Origin of the sequence: Vibrio stylophorae (assembly GCF_921293875.1) — a bacterium.
Taxonomy (GTDB): domain Bacteria; phylum Pseudomonadota; class Gammaproteobacteria; order Enterobacterales; family Vibrionaceae; genus Vibrio_A; species Vibrio_A stylophorae.
Window position 1 is genome coordinate 220,867 of record NZ_CAKLDI010000001.1, and the last position, 24,316, is coordinate 245,182.

Consider the following 24,316-nt stretch of genomic DNA (forward strand, 5'->3'; position numbering starts at 1 on the left):
ACTAAACCGCCCACTGCTGTTGGTCAAGCTGCTGAAATTCATGAATCACACGGTTGAGAGGCCAGCCAAGTTGCGGTAGGTCGACGTTATAAAAACTGGTTTGCCAAAGTTGATATTTTTGATGGATTCGCGCCGCCGCACTTTTTGCTTCTTCGCTGTAATCCTGCACTTCTTTTGGATGTGGCCAGTGGAAAGAGCAGATATCAGGCTTCATCACAAACATGTTGTTGTTGATAAAGAGTCGTACAGCGAGATCCACATCTTCGCCGCCCCAGGTGTTAAAGCTCTCATCAAAGAGTCCGGCTTTGATGAGCTCACTGCGCTCAGCAGAAACATGGCAGGTCCAAAATAGGTCAAAGGGTGCTGGCCAGTCGGCAATGTTGTTGCCCAAAATATCGTATTGTTGTTGGCGAATGTCATAGGCATCTTGTGCTTTCAGCGCATCAAGCACGGTATCCACATTGCTGTTGTTGATGATCGGACGCATTTTGGCAATGCCTTCACTATCCAGATCAAAACCGTAGACATAGCCGATCATCGCAATTGGGTGTGGACGAGAACGGTGCTGTTTAAGGTGACCTTCCAATGCGGTGGAGCTTAAAAGAACGCCGCAGTCGATATACACAATGTACTGACCATCGGCCATCATGGTGCCGACATTACGGGCTTTCCCTGCACGAAAGCCTAAGTCAGGCTGCCAGGCATAACGAATATTGAGTCGGTCGGTAAAGCTTTCAACCACGCCTTGGCTATCATCATGGCCGCCGTCATCGACAACGATTACTTCAAATTGTTCACGGTTGAGGGTTTGCTGTGTCAGAGCACGAAGTGTGTGGGCAAGCAAGTCCTGGCGGTTATAAGTTGGAATGACAACGCTAATATCGATCATCTTTTTCATCCTTTGAAAATAATCTCACGCTCAGCATCATAAAATCGATCGATTTTTGGTCAATCCCCTTGTTTTTATCGATTAGTCGTCATGATTGGCGAAAATAACAGCATTTTTATTGTTTATTGCTGAGGATGTATGCGCGATTGCTGTTTATGTGACTTCGATTCACTTTTTAATATCGCGGCATTGATCAAAAAAATGTTACTGAATGTATCAATTGAGTTTGCAGTCAATTCATGTCGAGCATTCTCACGGATGAGAAACCCAGTCAGAACAATGCTTTCAAAGGATGTTGGCTAAATAGTGATTGTTAATTTTTTTACAGTACTTAGTAGTGAATCTGATTGAGAATCGCGTTTCAAAAGATGACCTTATAAAAGAAACGGCCAATTAGTGAGAGCTGGTGTCCAAATTATGTTTTCTTTATTACATTTTTTTGACTGTAATTTTTCGAGGTGGATAAGCGAATTCGATAATTTGTGCTAAAGGCTGTGATAGCTGCCGCAGCAGGTGGATGAAAGCCCCAAAACCATGGGGCTTTTTAGTTGATGAGTCCATCGATAATGACATTCTTTGCGCATGGCAGAACTTGGCGATGCGCTTGCGGGCCAGCTTGATATTGGCTCCTATCACTTCACCTTGGGAAAGCGGAATTTACCGCTTTGATCCGCGTCCATCAGCACCTTGCAGTTTGGATGGGCTTGGCTAAACCATGCGGGTACCTCAAGGCCAAATTTATTACCGCGAAGGTCGAGACATTGCAGCTGAGCTAACTTTGGTAGCTCAGGGAAACGGCCAAAGCTGTTGTTTGAGAGATCCAAGCTGCGCAGTTCTGTATAGGCCTCTAAGCCAGCTGGCACCTGAATCAGACGACAACCGCTGAAGTTGATTTGCTCAATGGTAAATGGCAGTAGGTTGGGTGCTGGCAGATGGTGCTGGTAATAGCAATCATTGGTCCAACCATATTTGAATTCTCGATTGTCCTGAGCTGCTTGTGGCAGTGATGATAGGCCCACCACTTGTCGCCAATCTAAAGTGCCTTGCAGCTGATCACAGCAGCTTGCTAGTACAGGTGCTAATTCAGCGCTACTCGTTTTTGAGCTGATCAAAAAGCGCAAACCTTGTCCATAGATTTGCCAATAGTGGCGCGCAAATTCGCTGAGAATACGATCGGAGCACTTGGCTTTGCGGCGACGCTGTAAAAAGGGCGCGACGGCTAAATCACTGGCCGGAATATTGAGTTGCTGTGCATCCCAATCGCCCGTTTTTATGTAGTCACGGCTTTCTATGAGGCTTTGCACATCGGGATCGGCAAAGTGGCTAAGGAGCGCCTTCGCTTGGCGTCGAAAGGCCGCGTTTTGACTCAGTTTTAGCGCAATCAGCAAAGGCCAATTCAGCGCGTCGACCATGCCGCCCTGTTTAATGAGTTCCAATGCCAAGAGTTGCGCCGCTTCGTCTGGCGAGCGCAGCATGGTTTCAATGTGCGCCACCATTTGTTGATGACTCGCGGCACCTTGTGTTTGAGATTGCGAGTCAGTAGCGGCATCCATTGACTCGGCTTGCTGCAAAAATTGCGGTGTTTGCTGAGCAAAGAAATTGAGCAGTGCCGCTTCATTAATGATTTGATGCTGGCTGGTCTCGACCTTTTCCATGTGCTGCGGGCGATTGCCTATCACCACATGCGTCACGGAATCATCGAGTGTTTTGCTGACGCGAAGCCCTGTCTCCTTTGCTTTCTCATTGAGTGCTTTGGCTTTGATCCCTTGGCCGCTGTAATAGATCACTGCGCCAGATTGAAGCGGTGATTGGATCAGCGTTTGTTCGCTGTGCTCGCTCAACCATTGATTGGCTTGGGTTAGATAAAGCGGCAGATTCATCTCCAGTAGTGCGAGAAAATATGGCGGCTGCTGCAGTGCATTGGGAAGCGCTTTGCTGGAAACAAAACAGATTTGCTCAATAAAGGCTTGTTTGGTCGCGCGGCTAAATTGCGCGGCGCGCAGTTTTTTTTGCAGTGCGTTAAAGCGCGCCCCAGAGATCTTGATTGGCGCACTGAGGTTGAGCTCAAAACTTTTAGGTAGCATCACCAATTCTGTCAGCTGCTCGGCAAGATTGGCATCAAAGTACAGATTGATGGTTTTCGGAAAGGTTTGAAAGCTATGTAGATCGCTCAGTGCAGGCAAGTATTCGCCTTGCAAGGTCAGCGACTGCAATTGCGTGAATGCACTGAGATTGCCCAATCGTCCGAGTCGCTCACAGCGTGCTGAGGATGTGATGATCTCATCGCTGTCATCATCATCGCTGTCGTCGTCATCATATAAATCATCGTCATCGAATTCGTCGTCTTCATCCTCCAGCTCATCGAGTTCATCATCCTCATCATCTGGCGCGCGATATTTCACATAGAGATGTTCCAGCTGTGCACTGCGACAAAGCCAAAGTGGTAAGGACTGCTGCTCACTGAGCTCGATGGTGACGGATTCAACCGAATCGGGCAGGGTGAAATCCTGCGCCATGTCAGGCCATGATTCCGCAGCAAGCTTGAGTGATTTTAATTGCGGCAGTGCTGCCAGCACCTCAAGGTGTTCAATGTGCGCGCGACAATCAATGGTGAGTTGGGTGAGCTGCGTACAATCCGCAAGACCGCGTAAATCCAAAGCGATCGATGTGTTGATTGTTAGATGTTGAATGTGCGGACATTGGCTGAGCTGATCCAGATGGGTGATGGCCGTCTGTGTATCTAAGTGCAGGGCTTTCAGTTGCGCGCATTGATTGAGCCAGGCCAGTGGCATGTCGCTGTGATAATGAAAACGAAGCTGCTGAAGCTGAGAACAGCGTGTTAGGGGCGCTAGCTGCTCCACGGTAAGGTTGGGCGCGTGGCTGCAAAAATTGCTCAAATTTGGCAACTCGAGCAGAAAATCAAAGTTGGGCAGTACACCCAGATTACGCGGCCAGAAGTTGAGGGTATGAATATCTTCAAGCGCCTGATTAAATCCGCCGCAAATTTTATTAATTTTCGCTAGATATTCTTTAGACAAGGTCGCTTGGGTCATTTGAGGATCTCTTGTGGGCATAGGACTTGTTTGGGCGTGAATGAGTCGGACTATATGGATAAAAGCGGCGCGTTATGGGGCGCCGCTTTGTTTTTTTCCTCTCAAATCATGAGCGCACGGTTCGCTTAGATTGAGCCGGAGGCTTCGCTGTCATCGGTGAGAATGATGCAGTCTGGATTTTTCTGGCGAAACGTCTCTGGAATCTCAATGGCCTGATAGTCCGGCGCATCATAACCCGTGCGATAGAGCGGCGCACTGGCACGGCGTAGATCAAGCCACTTGAGATTGGGCATTTTTAGCAGCACGGCAGGAAACGTCTCAAAGTGGTTAAAACTTAAGTTGAGATGTGTCAGTGCAGAAAATTGACTGAGTTTAGCGGGTAGGGCGCTCAGGCAGTTTCGTGATAGATCCAGCGCTTCAATATTTGCGTAGGCCTCAAAATTGACTGGCAGCGTACTGAGTAAACAGTTACTGGCGTTGATCGCCTGAATGCTCTGAGATAGGCGTGTTGGATCTGGTAATCTGGTTTTTAAGCTGCTGATCTCATAGTTGCTATGGCCCAAGAAAAGATCTGGGTCGCGATGGGTATCCATCAGATGTTGGGCGCGATCTTCTGGGGTGTCTTCATCCGCATGCATCCAATGTAAGCCATTATTAAAGCCACAGGCGCGTGACCAGTTGAGGCAAACTTGGCCGTCATTCTGCGTTTCAATACAGCTGTTGATCACTTGGTCGCGAATCTCGCTGTCAGTTTTATCCACCAAAATATAGGTTAAGCCTTCGCCCTGATGCTGCCAGAAACGCAGGGCCACCGCTTGGCAAAGCGGCTTGCCCCATTTTTTCTCAAGTGTTTTAAGGCGTTTATAAATGCCGCCTTGGCCTTCGTATTCGAGCATCCCCGGGTCTTTATGATAAAGCTCGTGTAGAAAAGCGCGATCTTGCACTGCGGTTTGGAATGTTTCATCACCACAGCCGCCAAGTAACATGCGAATGGACTGGCGAATATTGGGGTTTTTGCTGGTTTTCAGGGCAAAAAATAGCGGCAAATGCATGGCTTCCGTGATGCCGCCTTGCTCAATCAAACTGAGCGCCACTTGGTGTGAGGCTTCATCGGGAGAGGCCAGCATCTCAAGTACTTGTGCGACCATGGCTTGGCCTTGCTCGGGCTGATCGTTGACTGCTTGTTGTAAAAACTGTGGCGCTTGCTGTTGCTGCGCTTGCTGCAGTGCGGACTCGTCGATGATGCGTGGGTCATCGGCAGCAAATTGCTCGGTTTGTTTGGGGTTTTGACCCACCAGAATATGGGTGACTTGTGGGGTGAGTTTTTTGCTTAAACTAATCCCAAGGCCACTCAATTTTTCTTTGAAGGCGGTGGCTTTGAGCGCGGTTTTCCCGCAAAGATAGAGGACAGAACCGGTGATCAAAGGGTGCTGCGCGATATGTTGTGCGCTTGTTTGGCGCAGCCATGCCAAGGACTTTTCTTTAAATGGGGTGTATTTACCCTCAAGGTAAGTGAGATAAAAACGTCCATCCATTTCCGGCAGTTCACGCGGGAAATTCATCGTAAACAGGGTATGAAAATAGCGAATTTTTTCATCATCACTGAGCTTGGACTGACGCAGCACTTTTAGCTGCTTCATCAAATCATTACTGCGCCGTGCATTTTCATCTAACTCTAGGTCGATTTCAGTCTGCGCGGGTAGCAATGCGAGCGCGATCGGCATGGCATCTTTTGCAAAGTTGCCGCGAAGCTTCACTTGCTCAAGCTGCTGGTGCGGAATTAATGCATCCAAATTCGGTAGCGGTAGCTGCTGTGCTGGCGGTGTTTCTTGGTGAATGTGCACCGCTTTGAGATGATGAATGGCGCTAAGATCGCCCAGTTCATTCAGCGGGCTTTGATAAAGGCTGATGGATTCAAGTGCGCTTAGTTGTCGAATAAATTCAGGTAGTACTTTGGCTTGCAGCCTACTTAGATCAATTTTTTTTAGTTGTGATGGCAGTGATACTTGGGTATCTGCATCGATTGCTGGCATCTCTCTAAGGCTCAGACTGGTGAGCTTGGGGAGTTTGCTCAGCGCTGATAGCGATGACCAGTCCCGATGACTCAGTTCAAGGTGGTTGAGATTTGGACAACTGCTGAGCGTTTCAAGTGGCGGCACTTGATGATCAGACTGTTCTTGAGAATCGAGCTCATAACTGTAATAGCCCAGCGAATGTAGCTTTGTCATGTCGCTCAAATCACCGAATTGCTCAAAATTGCAGTGGATGAGATCCAATTTTTCTAGTTGCGGCAATTGACGAATGATTGAGGGCACCTCGGTACCATATAGTTTACTTATCGACAGCTCTTTGAGTGTTGAAGGCAGGTAAAGACGCTGTGTGGTTTGGGTTGGTGGCGTGCAATGAACCGCCAGTATTTCCAGATTGGTGCAATGTGCAATCCAATGTAGGTCATCCCAGGTGTAATCATTAAAGTGCCAAAGATAAAGGTGTTTTAGCTGGGTTAGGTCACCATATCGTTGTTCTAGGGTGTCACGCTCTTGGGCGCTTAATGGCGGGATCGGCATCTGCAAGTCTCTAAATGAGCAAAGTTGACAAAAATCTAGCACGTAATTTTATTGATTTCATCATCAATATGGGTTTAACCTGTTTTAAATCATAAAGTTATATTTACATCGACATCGTTTTCTTAAGGGCTATCGCTCTGAGAATTGCCTTTAAGAGTCCAATTTTTCATGCTATCGATTTTTCCTTCCTCACTTGCAACGCCTTCAGCGGCGCAAAGTATCGCCGCGGCCATGGTGCGGTTGATGCTCGCTGAGCCCTTTTATGGCCACTATTTTACAGTGATGCAGAAGCGCGAAGTTCAGCCCGCATCTGAGGATGCCGCTCTATCATCTGCGCCCGTGATGCAGTTGGTGTTAGAGCCTCAGGGTGAGCTAGCGCTTTGTTATCAGGCCTCGTTGTGGCAAGCACTCACCGCGCATCAACAGGTTGGTGCGTTAAAACAGCAAGCGCTGCACCTGCTACTTGGCCATCTATGGCGTCGGCACCTGTATGCCGATTTGGCTTGTTTTGATTTAGCGGCTGAGCTGGTGGCGGTGCAATATCTCAAGCCTGAGCAGCTTGCTGATGATGCGGTGACGCTGGTGCAGGTCAATACCATGCGCATGGCTGCTGGACTTGCTGAGCTACCGTCTTTTGCTGGGGTGGATGACTACTATCAGGCGCTTTTATTGTGGCGACCTCAGCTCAATGATGCGCAGTTTGCGTCACTTTTTTCTGCGGCCATTGCTCAGCACCAAAGTTGGCAATCGGTAGCATTGCAAGGCGAGGCCATGGTGCAGCTGGCGCAAAGTCAGTGGCAACAGCATCTGTTGCAGGCCGCCCATCGTATCGGTGGCTTGGGCTGCGGCGCATTACCACAACAGGTGAAAGCCCTGATTGAGGCGGCGCAATTGCGTATGCAGGCGCAGATTAACTGGCGGCGATTACTGCGCCTATTTGCCAATAGCGCGCGAAAAACCATGCTTAAAAATACCCTGCGCCGTCCTTCCAAACGCTATGGCACAGTGCCGGGTATTCAAGTGAAAGCGCGACAGCATCTATTGGTGGCGGTGGATACTTCAGGCAGTGTCAGTGAAGCGCAGTTGGCTTGCTTTTTTGATGAAATCTACTGGATTTGGCGCGCTGGCGCTGAAATCACTGTGGTGGAGTGTGATGTACAAATCACCCGTCAATTTACCTATCGTGGACAAGCCATTACCGAGGTTAGCGGGCGCGGTGGCACCGACTTTAATGCACCTATTACGCTGGCCAATCAACTGCGTGTTGACGCGCTGATCTACTTTACTGATGGCTTAGCAGAGGTACCAACCGTCGCACCGCGCATGCCTTTGTTATGGCTGCTGCACAGTGGCCAAATGAATGCCCAACATTCATCTGTGGATATGACGTATTCAGCACTTAGCAGCTGTGGCCGCGTACTGGTGATGCAGGGTTAACTGATTGAATTATTTTGATAGCGCCACAGATAGCTAAAAACAATCTGAGAGCAAAGGGCGTTATCTATTGAGGGAGCTGGCATGAGCCAAAGCAAACAACATTATCAATTTTATGGGCAGCGCTGCGATGCATTATCAGTGCAGCGTTTTATCGAACATGTGCTGAGCTGTGAGGTGCGCACCCCAGTCTGTATTTGGGGACGCCACGGTATTGGTAAAACCGAGCTGGTGGCTGATATTGCCAAGCAACAAGGCATGGCCTTTCGCGCTATTGCGCCGGCGCAATTTGAGGAGATGGGCGATCTGTTGGGCTTGCCTCAGCTGCAAGAGGCCAATGGTAGCGCTGTGACGCAATTTGCGCCGCCGCAGTGGGTGCCCACTGAAGATGTTCCGGGCATTTTGCTGATTGATGATGTCAATCGCGCTGACGATCGCATTTTGCGCGGAATCATGCAGCTGTTGCAAAATCACGGCTTGGTGAGTTGGTCACTGCCACCACAGTGGCGCATTGTGCTCACGGCCAACCCTGATGGGGGCGATTATAGTGTGACCCCTATGGATGACGCCATGCTCACGCGGATGATGCATATTACGCTGGAATTTGATGTGAAAGCTTGGGCTTGGTGGGCGCAGCAAGCGGGCGTGGATTCGCGTGGTATCGACTTTGTGCTGATCTACCCTGAACTCATCAGTGGCGCGCGCACCACGCCGCGATCCTTAGTGCAATTTTTCCAAAGTATTTCCGGTATTGCGGATCTCAAAGCGCAGCTGCCCTTGGTTAATCAATTGGCGCAATCTTGCCTAGATGATGCCACGGCCGCAGCCTTTGTTGCCTTTGTGCAGCAAAATTTAAGCGAGTTGGTCAGCGCAGAAACCATAGTCACTGCCAGTGATTTTGATCAGCAGGTACTGCCAGCGATTTTGCGCAGTGTGGGGGAGCAGACACCGCGCATTGATGTGCTCGCTACCCTGTGTACCCGTTTGTTCCACTATTTAAAGCAGCATCCAAACCAAGCCAAAGGGGCGGGACTGCTTAATGTGCAACGATTTTTAAAAATGACTCAGCTGCCGCAGGATTTACGTTTGAGCCTAATGCAAGACTTGGTTCAAAGCGGCCAACCACAGCTGAAAGCTGTCATTGCGGACGCCGAACTGGCGCAGCAGTTTTTGGCAGTGTCGATGATTTAAATGGTCTGGTTCTGAGTCTTCAAATACAAAAAAGCCCCACGCAATGCGTGGGGCTTTGAATTGGTTCACGTTATCGGCCGTGGCTTAGTTCATGCCGTATTTTTTTAGTTTTTTGCGTAGGGTGCCACGGTTGATGCCCATCATGTTTGCTGCGCGAGTTTGGTTACCGCGAGTGTATTGCATGATGGTATCGAGTAGAGGTTGCTCTACTTCAGCAAGTACGAGTTCATAAAGATCATTGACTTCCTGGCCATTCAATTGAGCAAGGTAGTTTTTCAACGAGGCTTTTACAGAGTCACGTAGAGGTTTTTGCGCCACTTGATCGTGTGCAGTTACGGTCGCGACTGTTAGCGCTTCGGAAGTCAGGTTTTGTTCGAACATATATCTGTCAGCTCTTCTCGATTTTATGCAATGCTTTCAAAGTAACGCTCAAGTGCTTGAATCTGCGCCTCGGCATCTTCAATGGCGTTGAGGTTACTGCGAAAATCCCTAGTATCGCCCTGTTCAGCTAAATACCAGCCAATGTGCTTACGAGCTATGCGTAGCCCTTTGTAAGCGCCATAGAAGCTATGTAAGGCTTGAACATGGCCGAGCAAGCTCTCACGCACCACCTCAATAGAAGGGGGTGGTAACAACTCGCCTGTTGTTAAGTAATGTTGGATCTCCTGAAAGATCCAAGGGCGTCCCTGTGCCGGACGGCCGATCATCAATGCGTCGGCGCCGGTGTAGTCCAATACCGCGCGTGCTTTTTGCGGTGAGTCAATGTCGCCATTGGCGATCACCGGAATTTGCACGGCTTGTTTAACCGCCTTGATGTAATCGTATTCAGCCTCACCTTTATACATGCAGCTGCGTGTGCGGCCATGGAGGGCGAGGGCTGTAATGCCCGATTGCTCGGCGATTTTGGCGATATCGACACAGTTTCTATGTTCAAGGTCCCAACCCGTACGCGTTTTCAGCGTCACAGGAACAGAGACGGCCTTGACCACAGTGGTCAATATGTTCTCAATCAGTGCTGGATCTTTTAGGAGTGCCGAGCCTGCCAGTTTTTTATTCACTTTCTTGGCTGGGCAACCCATGTTGATATCAACAATCTGAGCACCGTTGTCGACGCAGTATTGTGCCGCTTGTGCCATCTCCTGTGGATCGGAGCCAGCAATTTGAACGGAGCGAATGCCGGGTTCTTCAAGCTGCACGAGACGTTGCTGTGATTTGGCTGACTTCCAAACATCAGGATTGGAGGACATCATCTCGCTCACCGCCATGCCGGCGCCAAATCGCATACAGAGTTCACGAAATGGACGATCGGTCACGCCTGCCATCGGAGCAAGGATGAGCGGTATCTCGATTTGATAGGGACCAATATTCACAGAGCAAGTCGTACTACGTCAGTAAGGGCGCGCATTTTACGCATTTTTTCACAGGGTGAAAAGGCCAATAAATAACCATTTTGCCTATAAAGTGTAAAACCTTATAAAAAACAGAATATTGGCCTTTAAAAAACTGCAAATTAAGGACGTTTTTGGCCGCTGATACGACACCACTCTTCACGTGCAATTACAGGTGCAAGTTCGATGGCATCTTGGTAGTAAGTGGCAACATCTTCAGCCTGGCTCTCAAGCACGCCTGAGATCGCGAGGAGACCCTGTGGTTTCACCAAGCTGGTAATCACAGGTGAAAGCTCACGAAGTGGACCAGCAAGAATGTTGGCAACCACGACATCTGCTAGCAGATTCTCTGGTTGGTTTTGCGGTAGGAACAGCTCAAGCTTATCGGCAACGCCATTGCGCTCTGCGTTGTCTTTTGAGGCGATCAAGGCTTGTGGGTCGATATCAATACCGATCACTTTTTCTGCGCCCAATTTCAGTGCGGCAATGGCCAAAATGCCTGAACCACAACCAAAGTCGATTACGGTTTTGCCTGCCAAATCTTGGCCATCAAGCCATTCAAGACAAAGGGCTGTGGTTGGGTGGGTACCAGTACCAAAAGCCAGACCAGGATCGAGCATCACATTGACCGCTTCAGGATCCGGAATTTCACGCCAGCTTGGGCAGATCCAAAGACGCTTGCCAAATTGCATTGGGTGGAAGTTATCCATCCACTCGCGTTCCCAATCTTTGTCTTCGATTTGCTCAATCTTATAGGCAAAATCTGGGTTTAGCAGACCGCAGCCTTGAATGATTGGCATCACCATATCCATATCGGTTTCGGCGTCATATAGCGCCAACAGATCGGTTTCACCCCAAAGGCGTGTTTCACCTGGGAGTGGTTCGAAAATTGGCGTGTCTTTGGCGTCTAAAAAGGTCACAGACAGGGCGCCGGTTTCGTCCATTAGCATGTCGCCAATGGTTTCCGCGTTATCCAACGTGGCGTTCAGTTTGAGTTGAATCCAAGGCATGGTGATCGCTCGTGCATCAAATAAAGGCGAGAGTTTAGCAAAAAAACAGCCAAGGCTCTTACAAATCCTGCGCACAATCACACTTTTTCTGAATAAAAAAACGCCTTCATTGAGAAGGCGTTGGTTTTGTTGGCATGGCCGTGAGTTGAATGGATGGCTTACGCGGTTTGGCCAAATTGTGTTGCTGTATTGGGGCGAAGCAAAGATCCCCCCACAAAGGCCAATAGGCTGACTAGTAAAGTCGGCACAATGGCGTGAATACCATTCATGTCCGGTTTAAAGGTCACCAGCGCTGCGTAGCAGCCAAGGCCGGCGATCATACTGCTTGCTGCGCCAAAGCTTGAGGCGCGCTGCCAGTAAAGGCCAAGGACGAGAGGCCAGAAGAACACAGCTTGCATGCCACCAAAGGCTAGTAGGTTGAGCCAAATAATCATTTCTGGTGGATTAAAGGCGGCGGCAAACACCAACAGTGAGAAGATGCCAGTGACCCAGAGAGACAGACCCGGCATCCGCTTTTCTAGACGCTCACTGCGTTGTTCTTGCAACTGTTGCTCGGCGTTTGAACCCGCGGGTTTACCAATGCCGCGTACATAGTTCCAATAGAGATCTTTGAGCAAGGTGGCGGAGGCTTGAATCAGCTGTGAGTCGATAGTCGACATAATTGCCGCCATGGGACCGGCAAGGAACACCCCAGCCAATACCGGTGGCAGCACAGTAATCATCAGCTCTGGCAAAATGTTATCTGGGCTATCGGGTGATGGAATGATGGCGCGACCCAAGGCTCCCGCAAAGTGCATACCGAAGATCAAAAAGCCGACAATCACAGTGCCGATCACCATAGCGCGGTGCAGCGATTGGGTGTCCTTATAGGCCATACAGCGCACTGCGGTGTGCGGCAAACCGATCACCCCAAAACAGACCAGCACCCAAAAGCTCAGCATAAAGGGTTGGCTAAGAAAATCGTTGGCGCCATAGGGCTGGGTCAGCGCCGGATCAATGCTGTGTAGCTTGGTGACCAGCTCAGTTAGGCCGCCACCCGCATAAATGACACCTCCAAGTAGCGCCACGGTGCCAATGAGCATCATGATCCCTTGTAGGGTATCTGTCATCACCACAGCACGAAAACCGCCGATGGTGGTATAGATGCCGACAGTGAGCGCAAATAGCATCAAACCTTGCTGATAAGAGAGCCCTGCCGCGCTTTGCAATAAACGCGCGCCACCGACAAATTGCACCACCATGGTGCCAAAAAAGGCGAGCAGTAGTGCCAATGAGGCAAAGATCACCACGCCGCGGTTTTGATAACGGGCATAGAGCATGTCATTAAGGGTCATGGCGTTATGACGGCGCGCTTCAATGGCAAATTTTTTGCCCAGTACGCCAAGGGTGAGCCAAGCGGTGGGGAGCTGAATCATCGCCAATAGCACCCAGCCTAAACCATGCTTATAGGCTGCGCCGGGACCGCCGATAAAAGAGCTGGCACTGATAAAGGTGGCAGCCAGCGTCATCGCAAGGACGAAGCCGCCCATGCTGCGACTACCCATCAGGTATTCGGCCATAAAGCCTTTGCTATCGGTGAGATGGCGACGGGATAAAAAGGCGAGGGCAAAGACGCCTACTAAATAGAGCGCCATGGGCCAAAGAACGGCGTGATTCATAGCACCTCCTTGCTTTGCTTGTCGGCCGATGCGTTGTCGTTAGCTGCTTGCGGATGATCCTCAAGTTCTAGCGACATCGGTTTATAGAGCCATTTCACCATGGCGGCGCAAAGTAAGCAGAAAAGAATGGGGCCAATCACACAGGCCATCAAAAACCACAGAGGTAGGCCCCAGTACAGGGTCAGGTGCTGGGCAGATTGCGGCGCAAGGCCATAGGCGCTGAGATACCACCAAGCAAAATAGGCGAGCGTGAGGGCGATGGCCCACCAGGCTTCGCGGTGTGCTTGGCGATAGCGCTGAGCTAGGGTTCGCATCATCTTGTCCTTGAAAAATGGGTAAATAAAACTGCTGTATTGTCTGTGCTTTGATTAAAACTTCAAGTAAATGGTCAAAAAGTGCAAGAAATTGGATAAAAAAAAGCCTGCATATATGCAGGCTTTTGGATAATTCCTGTGCATTCACTGCGATTAGGACAGACCTAATTTTTTCTCAAGATAGTGAATGTTGGCGCCGCCATGTTGGAAATTCTCGTCATTGAGGATATCCAAATGCATTGGGACGTTGGTTTTGATGCCATCAACCACTAATTCATGCAGTGCATTCTTCATACGAGCAATGGCCACGTCACGGTTTTCACCGTAGCTTACCAACTTAGCGATCATTGAATCGTAGTGTGGTGGCACGCGATAGCCAGTATAGATATGAGATTCCCAACGAATGCCCATGCCACCTGGTGGGTGGAAGCGGGTGATTTCACCTGGGCAAGGTAGGAAGCGCACTGGATCTTCGGCGTTGATACGACACTCGATAGAGTGACCTTTCAAAACGATGTCAGACTGGGTAAATGACAATGGTTGACCGGCGGCAATACGTAGCTGCTCTTTCACCAAGTCGATACCAGTGACCATTTCAGTAATGGTGTGCTCAACCTGAATACGGGTGTTCATCTCGATAAAGTAGAACTCACCGTTTTCGTATAGGAATTCAAAGGTACCTGCACCGCGATAGCCGATTTCGATACAAGCACGGCAGCAGCGCTCACCGATGTATTTACGCATTTCCGCAGTAATACCTGGTGCTGGCGCTTCTTCCACAACTTTTTGGTGGCGACGTTGCATTGAACAGTCACGTTCACCAAGGTGGATTGCATTGCCTTGACCATCGGCGAGTACTTGCACTTCGATATGACGTGGGTTCTCGAGATATTTCTCCATGTACACCATGTCATTGTTAAAGCAAGCTTTGGCTTCTGCGCGGGTCATTGCGATTGAATCCACCAGCTCTTTTTCGCTGCGAACAACACGCATACCACGACCGCCGCCGCCACCAGAGGCTTTGATGATCACTGGGTAGCCGATACGCTTAGCAAAGGCTTTGTTCTTGGCTTCATCATCACCCAATGGGCCGTCAGAACCAGGCACACAAGGCACGCCTGCTTTTTTCATCGCACTGATCGCAGATACTTTGTCACCCATCAAGCGAATAGTTTCCGCTTTTGGACCGACAAAGATAAAGCCAGAGCGTTCAACTTGCTCAGCAAAATCGGCGTTTTCAGATAAGAAACCGTAACCTGGGTGAACGGCAACTGCCCCTGAAACTTCAGCCGCACTGATGATGCGAGGAATGTTCAAATAGCTTTCAGTGCTTTTTGCAGGACCGATACAGATGGTCTCATCAGCCAATAGCACGTGCTTGAGATCGCGGTCGGCAGTGGAGTGCACGGCCACGGTTTTGATCCCGAGTTCTTTACATGCGCGCAAGATACGCAGCGCAATTTCGCCTCGGTTGGCGATAACCAATTTATCTAACATTGATCCGTCCTGTTACTCGATCACAACAAGCGGCTCGTCAAACTCAACAGCGCCACCGTCTTGGGCAAGAATCGCAACCACAGTCCCTGCTTTGTCTGCAGTGATTTGGTTCATCATCTTCATCGCTTCAACGATGCAAAGTGGGTCACCAACGTTGACTGTTTGTCCAACTTCAACAAATGCTTTGGCTTCTGGGCTTGGTGAGCGATAGAAAGTGCCAACCATTGGTGAAAGCACTTGGTGACCGGTGATCTCTTTTTTCGCAGGTGCAGCTTCAGCAGCTGGTGCTTCTGCTACAGGCGCAGGTGCTGCAACAGGTGCAGGCGCTGCTGCATAAGTTTGTACAGCTGGCGCAGCAACTGGGCTGGTACGGCTGATTCGTACAGATTCTTCACCTTCTGAAATTTCTAGCTCAGAAATACCAGATTCTTCTACTAACTCGATGAGTTTTTTGATTTTACGAATATCCATGGTGTTGTCTCTTATACCGTCTTAATTTGATTGGGACGCTTGCAATCGCGTGATCGCAGCGCGTAGTGCAAAGTGATAACCATCAGCCCCTAGACCACAGATCACGCCAATGGCTTTGTCTGAGAAGTAGGAGTGATGACGAAAAGGCTCTCTGGCATGAACATTGGACAGATGAACCTCGATAAACGGAATCGATACGGCCAACAGGGCATCGCGCAGGGCGACACTGGTATGGGTAAAGGCGGCTGGGTTGATAATGATCAGATCAATATGATCCATGGCTTGATGAATCGCATTGATCAATTCAAATTCAGCGTTGGATTGAATATGTGTGAGCTCAACATTGGCTTGCGTCGCTTCTTGCTGTAGCGCGTCAACAATCTCTGGTAAGGTTGCTGCACCATAATGACCGGGCTCTCGACGACCTAGAAGGTTCAAGTTCGGGCCATTGACCAGCAGAATGCGATGTTTTTTGCTCATATTCGCCACCTTTTGCACAAAATTAGCCGATCTTGTCGCTAAAATTCACGAACGTGTTTTAAAGCGATATCCACATCGATTTTATGGCTAAATTTTGGTCGTTCGACTTAATTTTTTCCGATTATAGTGAATTCGCAGCAATTAGCAGCAAAATACTGGTCTTATCAGCACTTTTATCGCATCCAACACGCTCTAAAATAGCCTTTTGCCTGCAAATTAAACAATTTTTTGCGATCTTGGCTGCAAAAAAGCCCTTTGAGTGCACACGTGTTCACTAAAATCTTAGGTTATCAATACATTAGCATTGCTTGTGGCGACTTTGTAGCCATTTCATGTTGACTCGCACTATGTGACAATACGCACCTTTCATCAGTCATCGATGTGCTGATTTTTTGCCGCTTTTTGTCATAAGGAACGCTCATGAGAATGCAAACGCCACCTGCGCTTTGGTTGGCTCTCTTCTTCTTTGGAACCTTTTTCTGTTTTGGTGTTTACATCCCTTTTTGGGGTGAATGGATGCAATCTCTCGGCTATAGCAAGCAAGATATCGGCATGGTGATGGGCTCTGTGCTTGCCGCGCGCTGTATTGCTAACCTCACCATTACCCCACGTTTGCACCGTATTGAATGGTTGCTGCCATCGCTGCGCTGGCTTTCTGTGATCGCGCTGGTGGTGATGACGCTACATATTTGGGGTGGTGCAAATTTATGGGTGCTTTTTGCTTTAACTATTGTGGCCAACTTAGCCTTTGGCCCGATTACCGCGCTCAGCGATACGCTTGCCAACTACTATAGCAAGCTCAAGGTGTTGGATTACGGTCGAACACGATTAGTGGGATCCATCGCATTTATTATTGGCACCATTACCGTGGGTTTTTTCAGTGAGCACTTTGGCTCTGCGGTGATTCCTGTGGTTGCAGCCCTTGGTATGGTCGCTGCGCTGTTCTTTAGCCAATTCAATCTCAATCCAATGCCGGTATCACAGCAAGAAAACAGCGCAGTACACATGCCGCTGCGTAAATTGTTGGGGATTCCAACGGTGCTCACCTTTCTTTGTGTGACCGCTTTGGTGCAAGGTAGCCATGCGGGTTACTACAACTTTAGCGTGATTTATTGGCAGTCTTTGGGTTATAGCAAATCGCTGACCGGGATGATCTTTAGTTTGGGCGTGGTGGTTGAGATTGCGGTATTTGCCATGGGATCGCGTATTTTTGAGCGCATCTCCTTAATGGCGATGTTCCGTCTGGCGGTAGTGGGTGCCATTTTGCGTTGGTCTTTAATGGCCATGGCTGATTTTTTACCGGCACTGATTATTGCTCAAGCGCTCCATGGCGTGACTTTTGCGGTCTGTCATTTGGCTGCAATTCGTTATATTCAGCAGATGCCAACTGTGCATATGGTCGGTTTGCAGTCTTTATATAACGCCATTGCATTGGCGGGCAGTATTGCGGTGATGAGTCCGATCAGTGGTTGGATTTATGATCATTATCAAGGACAGATGTTCTGGTTCTTGGCTGCCTTTGTGGTTCCTGCGCTGGCTTTAGTGATTCGCACATGGCAGTTGCCAGAGCAAGCAATCGATGAGGCGCTCAGTGAGCGTCAATCTTAGGCGCTGAGCGAGCAACTTTGATTTACATTGAGCGAATGTGAATTGAAATAGAAATAAAAAAGCAGGGCACAAGGCCCTGCTTTTTTATGGCGTTCATCGGAATGAACGGGGTGAGGCCAAGGCCTCGATTCAAGCGAAGGTTCACTGCCACCCGTGGGTGTGAGACAGATCGGGATGAGATAAATCTCGTTGATTAAATGCAATGCTTTAATCATGTTGTGTTTGTAAATTTATCAATTGCTTGTCTGACAAACAATCACAAACGTTAACATTTTTACAACAACTATCAAAAACGAGAGCTGTTCGATCAATTGCAGTGAAACACTTACACGCTATCGGGTTTTGTCATCAGTTTGTCATCTTGCTCTGGATCTCAAACTGCTGAAGATGCTGAACAAAGCGTTCTGGTCCTTGAAAGCCGGTGATGGTCGCTGCAGGTAATAATTCACCTTGGTCATTCCAAAATAGAATGGTGGGCAGCCCCTGCACATTGAGCTGTTTCATCAACGCCTGATGCTCTGGCAGGTTATCGGTGGCATCAATTTGTAGCATGCGCACACCGTGTAAGGCTTGCTGAACCTTCGTTTGGCTAAAGGTTTTGTGCTCAAACTCAATACAAGCACGACACCAATCGGCGTAGAAATCGAGCATTACAGGTTGATTGGCTTGCTGTGCAAGGGTCAATTGGTGTTGCAGTTCGGCGCTGTTATCAATGCGAATAAAACTGAGTTTTTGGCTTTGCTGATAGCTCTGATATTGCACCAAGCTTTGGCTGAGCGTGCCAATGCCCACCAATAGTGCAATTGCAAAAAGCGCGACTTTGGCTAAGCCATGAGTGAGTTGTCGCTGCAAGCAAATCAGCCAAGCGGCAAAGGCCAATCCAAGTAGTAGCCATAGGCCGATACTTAGCAGCTGCGGCACAATACGCTCCATCAAATAAAGCGGTACTGCCAGCAAAATAAATCCAAATAGGGTTTTGATATGGTTCATCCAGCTGCCTGCGCGAGGCAGTAAATGGTTCCCAAACATTGCCACAATCAGCAATGGAATGCCCATGCCTAGCGCCAACATATAGAGGGTAATGGCACCGGTCATGAGATCGCCCGTTTGCGCCACATAGAGCAGTGCGCCAGACAGCGGTGCCGTGGTGCAAGGCGAGCAGATCAGTCCTGAAATCGCGCCCATCAAAAAGACGCCGCCTAACTGCCCCTGTTTTTGGCCTTGGCTAAGTTCGCTGAGTTTGGTTTGTAGGCCGCTTGGTAGTTGAATCTCAAATAGACCAAACATCGATAAAGCCAGCGCCACAAATAGCAAACTCAAGCCGCCCAAAATAGCCGGATGCTGTAATGCCGCTTGAAATTGCACGCCCGCCATAGCAACCACTAAACCCAGCAGCGTGTAGGTGAGCGCCATACCCTGAATGTAACTCATGGCCAGCACAAAGGTGCGTCCATGGCTGCGCTTGTTGGGACCTAAGACGATGCCCGCCAAAATCGGATACATGGGAAATACGCAGGGAGTAAAGGCGAGCAAAATACCAAAACCTAAAAACAGCAAGGGTGCCCATGCCTGCTGCGCCAGTTGATTGGCTAGCTGACCAGACTCGCTGTGCTCAAAGGGTGCAGTATCTTCTGTGATTGCATTTTTGCTGGCCGCATGATTTTCAGCGGCAGTGACCGATTGACTGCGCGGGGTTGCGTTGTCTGAATCCGTCTTATCTGAGTCAGTTAAAGCGCTACTGGTTGCGGTTTGTGTGGCATCCAATGCAGAAAGTGGAATTTGTTTACTCTCTGGCGGATAGCAGAAACCGGATGCGGCGCAGCCCTGATAATGCACGGTAAGGGTGCTGATATTGCTCGCTTGGGTTAAGTGAACATCCACTGAGATTGGTTGGCGATAGATGATCACATCACCAAAATATTCATCATGATATTGCTCTCCCACGGGTAGCGTGACGGGCTTAAATTGCGCCTGATCGCCGCTAATTTCTAGGCTGCTTTGGTAGAGATAGTAGCCAGGTAGGGTATCCCAGCGCAGAGTGACCCGATCGCCTTGCTGTGAAAAAGAGAAGGGAAAAGCTTGGTCAACGGGAGCAAAAGCTTGGTTTTGGTTTGGCAGCGTAAAGCCTGCCTGCGTTGGCAGACTGAGCAATAGCAAACAAAAGAGAGCGAAGCGTTTTATCATGGAATTTTGTGATTCTCGCGCAAATTGATTTGGCGTCACATGATTTCGATAGCGAGCACCAAATGCAGTTTTTATTGATTGTATGGTAACCAGTCAGACGCCATTTGTCCGCAATGATTCCCTTCGTTCAGTGGTGAGGGGCGTCATAGGCTCATCTTTGCGATAAAGCGCGCAGCCTTTTGTGGATTGCGCTGAAAATTAAATAGTTGATATAAAAACAAAAGCCGCTGATAGAACAGCGGCTTTGCGATGGTGTTGATGAATAGCTTAGTCATCGAGATGATGATAGCGCTGCGCTTTATATTGCGGATGCATCAGGTTTTCGGTTGAGAAAATATCATCGAGCTGCTCTTCGGTGAGTAGGCCACGTTCGAGCACCACTTCGCGCACGCTTTTTCCCGTTTCTGCACAGATTTTACCGACGATATCGCCCTCGTGATGACCAATAAATGGGTTGAGGTAAGTCACGATACCGATGGACTGAAAGACGTAGTCTTGGCAGATGCTGGCATTGACGGTGATCCCATCCACACACTTATGGGCCAAGGTATGACAGGCGTTGGTGAGCAGCGTAATGGACTCAAATAGCGCTTGGCCAATCACCGGCTCCATCACGTTGAGTTGTAGTTGCCCCGCTTCTGCGGCAAAAGTGACTGTGGTGTCATTGCCGATCACCTTAAAGCATACTTGGTTCACCACCTCGGGAATCACCGGATTGACCTTGGCTGGCATAATCGAAGAGCCAGCTTGCATCTCGGGTAGGTTGATTTCATTGAGGCCTGCGCGCGGGCCTGATGATAGCAAACGCAGGTCATTACAGATTTTCGAGAGCTTGACGGCCAGACGTTTGAGCGAGCCATGAACCATCACGTAAGCACCGCAATCTGAGGTCGCTTCAATAAGGTCTTCTGCAGGAATGCAAGGTAGATCTGTAATTTCAGCCAAGTAGCGAACCGCCAAAGCTTGATAGCCGGTGGCCGCGTTTAAGCCAGTACCAATGGCGGTGGCACCTAAATTCACCTCAAGCAATAAACCTGCGGCATATTTAAGGTTTTTGATCTCCTCTTTGAGCAGCACGGCAAAGGCGTGAAACTCTTGACCGACGGTCATTGGCACTGCGTCTTGAAGTTGCGTGCGCCCCATTTTCAGCACGGCTGCAAAGCTTTGCGCCTTGCTTTCCATGCTTTGTTGCAGCACATCAATGGCAGCCATCAAATCGCTAATGCTGTTGTACACCGCAATGCGAAATCCGGTGGGATAGGCGCAGTTGGTAGACTGACTTTTATTGACGTGATCATTAGGGTTGATGATGTCGTAGCGACCCTTGGCATAGCCCATTTTTTCGAGTGCTAGGTTGGCGATCACCTCATTGGCATTCATATTCACTGAGGTCCCTGCGCCGCCTTGGAACAGGTCAGTGGGGAATTGATCCAAACATTGACCCGTTTGTAGCATGGCATTACAAGCGTCGATAATCGCTTGGCCAATAGTTTCTGAAATCACCCCAAGTTCAAGGTTGGCCATGGCAGCCGCTTTTTTGGTGTAGACCATGCCACGGACAAATTCAGGCACCTGCGAAATGGTGTGGCCAGAAATCGGAAAGTTTTCAATGGCGCGCAGGGTATGAATGCCATAGTAGGCATCGGCTGGCACGGCGCGCTCACCGAGAAGGTCATGTTCTATACGGGTGGCTTGGCATGGAAGCTGGGTGGAATTTGACATGGGATCACCTTAAAACAATCAAGCAATATAAGAGGCGAAGGCCAATTCTGCGGTGCATCCATTCAACAGCGAGTTGGGCGATTCATATCTTATGAATGTTTCCATCATAAGAGGATTGGCATGAAAAAATAGTGCGAAGATCGCCTTTTATTGCCATTTTTCATCGCCTGTGAGAGTCGTCACGAGATTGTCGGCCGCCATGGCGAGCCAAATGGCGGCGCTGATGACATTCGAAAATTAAAATTCGAAAAGTTGTCAGCAATTGTGTTTGTTTATTGTTTTTTCTGCAAAGCAGCCCAATGATAGAGAAAGCGAAAGAAAAGAGATGAGCGACCTATGTTTTTAGTGATTTTGTTGTTGTTTGTGGTGATCCCCATGGTGGAGATCGGCGTTTATATTGAGATGGGCAGCCTACTTGGCCTTTGGCCAACCTTAGGTTTAACCATTTTAACCGCGGTGGTGGGTGCAAGCTTAGTGCGTGTGCAGGGCATGCAAACCATGTTGCGGGTGCAACAACAGATGCAGCGTGGACAAATGCCCGCGCAGGAAATTGTCGCAGGTACTTTGCTGGCAGTGGCCGGCGTGTTGCTCTTTTTACCTGGCTTTGTTACCGATACCTTGGGGGCGCTGTTATTGATTCCAGCGCTTCGAATGTGGGTTGCAAAATGGTTGATGACACGCGTGCAGATGCGTCAGGTCAATGGCTTTTATCAGCGCCAGCAATCGCAAGATGATCACACCTTTGAGGGTGAATTTAGTCATCGCGATGAGCAGCAAGAATCACGCTCATCGCGTTATCTCGATCATCGTGATGATGATAAATAAAATTTCAATCGCCACACCCACCATAGGGAAACCAATCCGCTGACTGCGTTGGCGATGGCAATCCCGATAAATAACCCCTGCGTGCCATCGTAAAGGCTACCGAGCCATGCGCAGGGGATCATCAAACCAAAGAGCCGGGTGAGATTACAAAGCAATGCATAGTGTGATTTTTTCAGTGCATTGAGCGATCCCACCAGCTGAATGGTCACGCCTTGCAAGCCATAACTGATGGGCACAATGACCAAATAGAGCCAGAGCAGTGATTGCACCGCGGGTTCTTGGCTAAATAGCATAGCCAAAGGCCAGCTCAGTGGCACCATGGCGATATACACCAAGAGCTGAAAGGCAAAGGCAAATTTCACCGCGCTGACCAAGCCTTGGTAAGCCCGCTCTGTTTGCTTCGCACCGATATTTTGCGCCATAAACGGCGTGAGTACTGAGGCCATGGAAAACATCACCAGTAACAATATCGCTTCCACGCGCGCAGCTGCACCATAGGCGGCAACGGCTTCGGTGCCTTGCTTGGCCAAAATGATCATCATCACCGCGCTGGCCAATGGCACCAGAAGATTGGAGGCTGCAGCTGGCAGGCCAACGGCTAAAATCGATTTGCAATCGGTCAGCCAGCCATTAATTTTCGGCCAGCTAAGGAGCTGATAGCGACGCACCATGATCCACAAAGAAAGTATGGAAGCCACCAACCAGCTCAGGCCACTGGCTAGCGCTGCACCGCCAATCCCCATAGCGGGAACTGGGCCCCAACCAAAAATCAGTAGCGGATCAAGCCCGCCATTAATGCCCCCTGCCAGCATCATAATCATCGCTGGCGTTTTGGTATCGCCAGTGGCGCGAATTGCTGAGCTGCAAGCCATGGGCAGCGCCAAAAGTGGCACCATCCATAGCCAGATGGTGAGATATTGATGGAGCAGTGGCGCAATATCAGGTTTGGCGCCTAACCCGCGAAAGAGGATAGGTTGTGCCACCAGCAGTAGCGCAGAAAGCGCTATTGCAATTAGCACGATGAAGATAATGCCATGGCTACATAGAATTTGGCTGGCGCGCGAATTTGATGCGGAAGAATAGGGCGCAATGTGGTTTGTTTGAGTTGCCCCGCTTGGCTGGTTGTGATCGAGGTTTTGCTGGTTTTGATCGTGATGTTGCTGATGTTTACCAAGGCGCTGACCCAAGCAGCTCAGTAAACCCACGCCCAATCCCATGGTGATGCTGTTGAGGCCAAAGGTGACCGGAAAGGTAAAACTCATGGCCGCGAGGGCTTTGGTGCCAAGCAGGGAGACAAAGAAGGTATCGACAAGATTAAACATCAGCACCGAGATCATACCCAATGCCATAGGGATCGCCATATGGCGCAGGGTGTCAGGAATCGGGCCTGAAAGCAGACCGTGCTTGTCTTGCGTGCGATTGTTATGTTGCATGCGGGGCTCTTGTCTGCTGAATGAAAAATAACCGATAGCAGTATGATGCGGTGCCGGCACCATGACTGGCACGGCATTTGTAGCAAACTGTGAAGCAGATTGCACTGATCGGGCTTTTTTTTAAAAAAATTTGTCGCTACCCCTTGGGATTTGCTGTCGCTATCCCCACATTTTGAACCATGAGCGAGCGCAGTGAGTGCGCCGCGTTTTTACTAAAACCAACGGATAGTTTTAATTCAGGAGACGACCGATGAACATTCGTCCTTTACATGATCGCGTGATTGTTGAACGCCAAGAAGTTGAATCAAAATCTGCAGGTGGCATCGTGCTAACTGGCTCTGCTGCTGAGAAATCAACTCGCGGTGTGGTGCTTGCTGTAGGTAAAGGCCGTGTGCTTGAGAACGGCAGCGTTCTACCGCTAGATGTCAAAGTGGGTGACACCGTGATCTTCAGCGAAGGCTATGGCACCAAGACAGAAAAGATCGACGGCAAAGAAGTGCTGATTCTGTCTGAAAACGACATCATGGCAATTGTCGAGTAATTGCGGTTATCGAGTCTGATTGTCTCGTTTGAAATCAAATTAAAAAGGAAA

Annotated in this window: 19 protein-coding genes; 5 read left to right on the forward strand and 14 right to left on the reverse strand. The window is 49.3% G+C overall.

The window, feature by feature from the left end:
* Nucleotide 1: 1 nt before the first annotated feature.
* The 3 genes from L9P36_RS01060 to L9P36_RS01070 all read right to left on the reverse strand — a co-directional run bounded on the left by L9P36_RS01060 (nucleotide 2) and on the right by L9P36_RS01070 (nucleotide 6,509).
* Nucleotides 2-889 carry a glycosyltransferase gene (locus tag L9P36_RS01060; protein ID WP_237464256.1) on the reverse strand — a complete coding sequence of 296 codons (888 nt, stop codon included), beginning with the start codon at nucleotides 887-889 and terminating at the stop codon, nucleotides 2-4.
* A 632-nt stretch (nucleotides 890-1,521) separates the two neighbouring features.
* Nucleotides 1,522-3,942 carry a leucine-rich repeat domain-containing protein gene (locus tag L9P36_RS01065; protein WP_237464257.1) on the reverse strand — a complete coding sequence of 807 codons (2,421 nt, stop codon included), beginning with the start codon at nucleotides 3,940-3,942 and terminating at the stop codon, nucleotides 1,522-1,524.
* Nucleotides 3,943-4,067: 125 nt separating this feature from the next.
* On the reverse strand, nucleotides 4,068-6,509 hold the full coding sequence (locus tag L9P36_RS01070; RefSeq protein ID WP_237464259.1) for a leucine-rich repeat domain-containing protein: 2,442 nt from the start codon (nucleotides 6,507-6,509) through the stop codon (nucleotides 4,068-4,070).
* 168 nt (nucleotides 6,510-6,677) lie between these two features.
* Here L9P36_RS01070 and L9P36_RS01075 point away from each other — a divergent pair, with 168 nt between their 5' ends.
* Nucleotides 6,678-7,946: a vWA domain-containing protein gene (locus L9P36_RS01075; RefSeq protein ID WP_237464261.1), complete on the forward strand. Its 1,269-nt coding sequence runs from the start codon at nucleotides 6,678-6,680 to the stop codon at nucleotides 7,944-7,946.
* An 81-nt stretch (nucleotides 7,947-8,027) separates the two neighbouring features.
* Complete coding sequence (locus L9P36_RS01080) at nucleotides 8,028-9,134, forward strand: AAA family ATPase (RefSeq protein ID WP_237464262.1); 1,107 nt, start codon at nucleotides 8,028-8,030, stop codon at nucleotides 9,132-9,134.
* Nucleotides 9,135-9,218: 84 nt separating this feature from the next.
* On the opposite strand, the gene fis is transcribed toward L9P36_RS01080, so the two are convergent.
* From fis to aroQ, 8 genes are all read right to left on the reverse strand, one after another.
* A complete protein-coding gene (fis, locus tag L9P36_RS01085; protein WP_237464264.1) occupies nucleotides 9,219-9,515 on the reverse strand; it encodes a DNA-binding transcriptional regulator Fis in 297 nt (98 codons plus the stop codon).
* A gap of 23 nt (nucleotides 9,516-9,538) precedes the next feature.
* On the reverse strand, nucleotides 9,539-10,504 hold the full coding sequence (gene dusB, locus L9P36_RS01090; protein WP_237464266.1) for a tRNA dihydrouridine synthase DusB: 966 nt from the start codon (nucleotides 10,502-10,504) through the stop codon (nucleotides 9,539-9,541).
* Nucleotides 10,505-10,644: 140 nt separating this feature from the next.
* Nucleotides 10,645-11,532 (reverse strand): 50S ribosomal protein L11 methyltransferase, encoded by an 888-nt coding sequence (gene prmA / locus L9P36_RS01095; RefSeq protein ID WP_237464267.1) that lies wholly within the window; start codon nucleotides 11,530-11,532, stop codon nucleotides 10,645-10,647.
* 158 nt (nucleotides 11,533-11,690) lie between these two features.
* Nucleotides 11,691-13,190 carry a sodium/pantothenate symporter gene (gene panF / locus L9P36_RS01100; protein ID WP_237464269.1) on the reverse strand — a complete coding sequence of 500 codons (1,500 nt, stop codon included), beginning with the start codon at nucleotides 13,188-13,190 and terminating at the stop codon, nucleotides 11,691-11,693.
* Nucleotides 13,187-13,504, reverse strand: a complete 318-nt coding sequence (locus L9P36_RS01105; protein ID WP_237464271.1) for a YhdT family protein — start codon at nucleotides 13,502-13,504, stop codon at nucleotides 13,187-13,189. Before L9P36_RS01105 ends, panF begins: the two co-directional genes overlap by 4 nt.
* A gap of 153 nt (nucleotides 13,505-13,657) precedes the next feature.
* Complete coding sequence (gene accC, locus L9P36_RS01110) at nucleotides 13,658-15,001, reverse strand: acetyl-CoA carboxylase biotin carboxylase subunit (protein WP_237464272.1); 1,344 nt, start codon at nucleotides 14,999-15,001, stop codon at nucleotides 13,658-13,660.
* 12 nt (nucleotides 15,002-15,013) lie between these two features.
* Nucleotides 15,014-15,472 carry an acetyl-CoA carboxylase biotin carboxyl carrier protein gene (gene accB / locus L9P36_RS01115; RefSeq protein ID WP_237464274.1) on the reverse strand — a complete coding sequence of 153 codons (459 nt, stop codon included), beginning with the start codon at nucleotides 15,470-15,472 and terminating at the stop codon, nucleotides 15,014-15,016.
* A gap of 21 nt (nucleotides 15,473-15,493) precedes the next feature.
* Nucleotides 15,494-15,952, reverse strand: a complete 459-nt coding sequence (aroQ, locus tag L9P36_RS01120; RefSeq protein ID WP_237464275.1) for a type II 3-dehydroquinate dehydratase — start codon at nucleotides 15,950-15,952, stop codon at nucleotides 15,494-15,496.
* Between the two features lie 420 nt (nucleotides 15,953-16,372).
* Between aroQ and L9P36_RS01125 the strand changes: the two genes are divergently transcribed.
* Entirely contained in the window at nucleotides 16,373-17,560 is a 1,188-nt protein-coding gene (locus L9P36_RS01125) for a 3-phenylpropionate MFS transporter (protein WP_237464277.1), read from the forward strand.
* Nucleotides 17,561-17,908: 348 nt separating this feature from the next.
* On the opposite strand, the gene L9P36_RS01130 is transcribed toward L9P36_RS01125, so the two are convergent.
* Nucleotides 17,909-19,744, reverse strand: coding sequence for a protein-disulfide reductase DsbD (locus tag L9P36_RS01130; RefSeq protein WP_237464278.1), 1,836 nt, complete (start codon nucleotides 19,742-19,744; stop codon nucleotides 17,909-17,911).
* Nucleotides 19,745-20,011: 267 nt separating this feature from the next.
* Nucleotides 20,012-21,466 (reverse strand): aspartate ammonia-lyase, encoded by a 1,455-nt coding sequence (gene aspA / locus L9P36_RS01135; RefSeq protein WP_237464279.1) that lies wholly within the window; start codon nucleotides 21,464-21,466, stop codon nucleotides 20,012-20,014.
* Between the two features lie 336 nt (nucleotides 21,467-21,802).
* Between aspA and L9P36_RS01140 the strand changes: the two genes are divergently transcribed.
* Nucleotides 21,803-22,291: an FxsA family protein gene (locus L9P36_RS01140; protein WP_237464281.1), complete on the forward strand. Its 489-nt coding sequence runs from the start codon at nucleotides 21,803-21,805 to the stop codon at nucleotides 22,289-22,291.
* Here the strand turns inward: L9P36_RS01140 and L9P36_RS01145 are convergent.
* Nucleotides 22,270-23,724 carry an MATE family efflux transporter gene (locus L9P36_RS01145; RefSeq protein ID WP_237464283.1) on the reverse strand — a complete coding sequence of 485 codons (1,455 nt, stop codon included), beginning with the start codon at nucleotides 23,722-23,724 and terminating at the stop codon, nucleotides 22,270-22,272. The two genes, L9P36_RS01140 and L9P36_RS01145, sit on opposite strands and share 22 nt — an antisense overlap.
* Before the next feature lie 250 nt (nucleotides 23,725-23,974).
* Between L9P36_RS01145 and L9P36_RS01150 the strand changes: the two genes are divergently transcribed.
* Nucleotides 23,975-24,265 carry a co-chaperone GroES gene (locus tag L9P36_RS01150; protein WP_237464285.1) on the forward strand — a complete coding sequence of 97 codons (291 nt, stop codon included), beginning with the start codon at nucleotides 23,975-23,977 and terminating at the stop codon, nucleotides 24,263-24,265.
* Nucleotides 24,266-24,316: the final 51 nt, after the last annotated feature.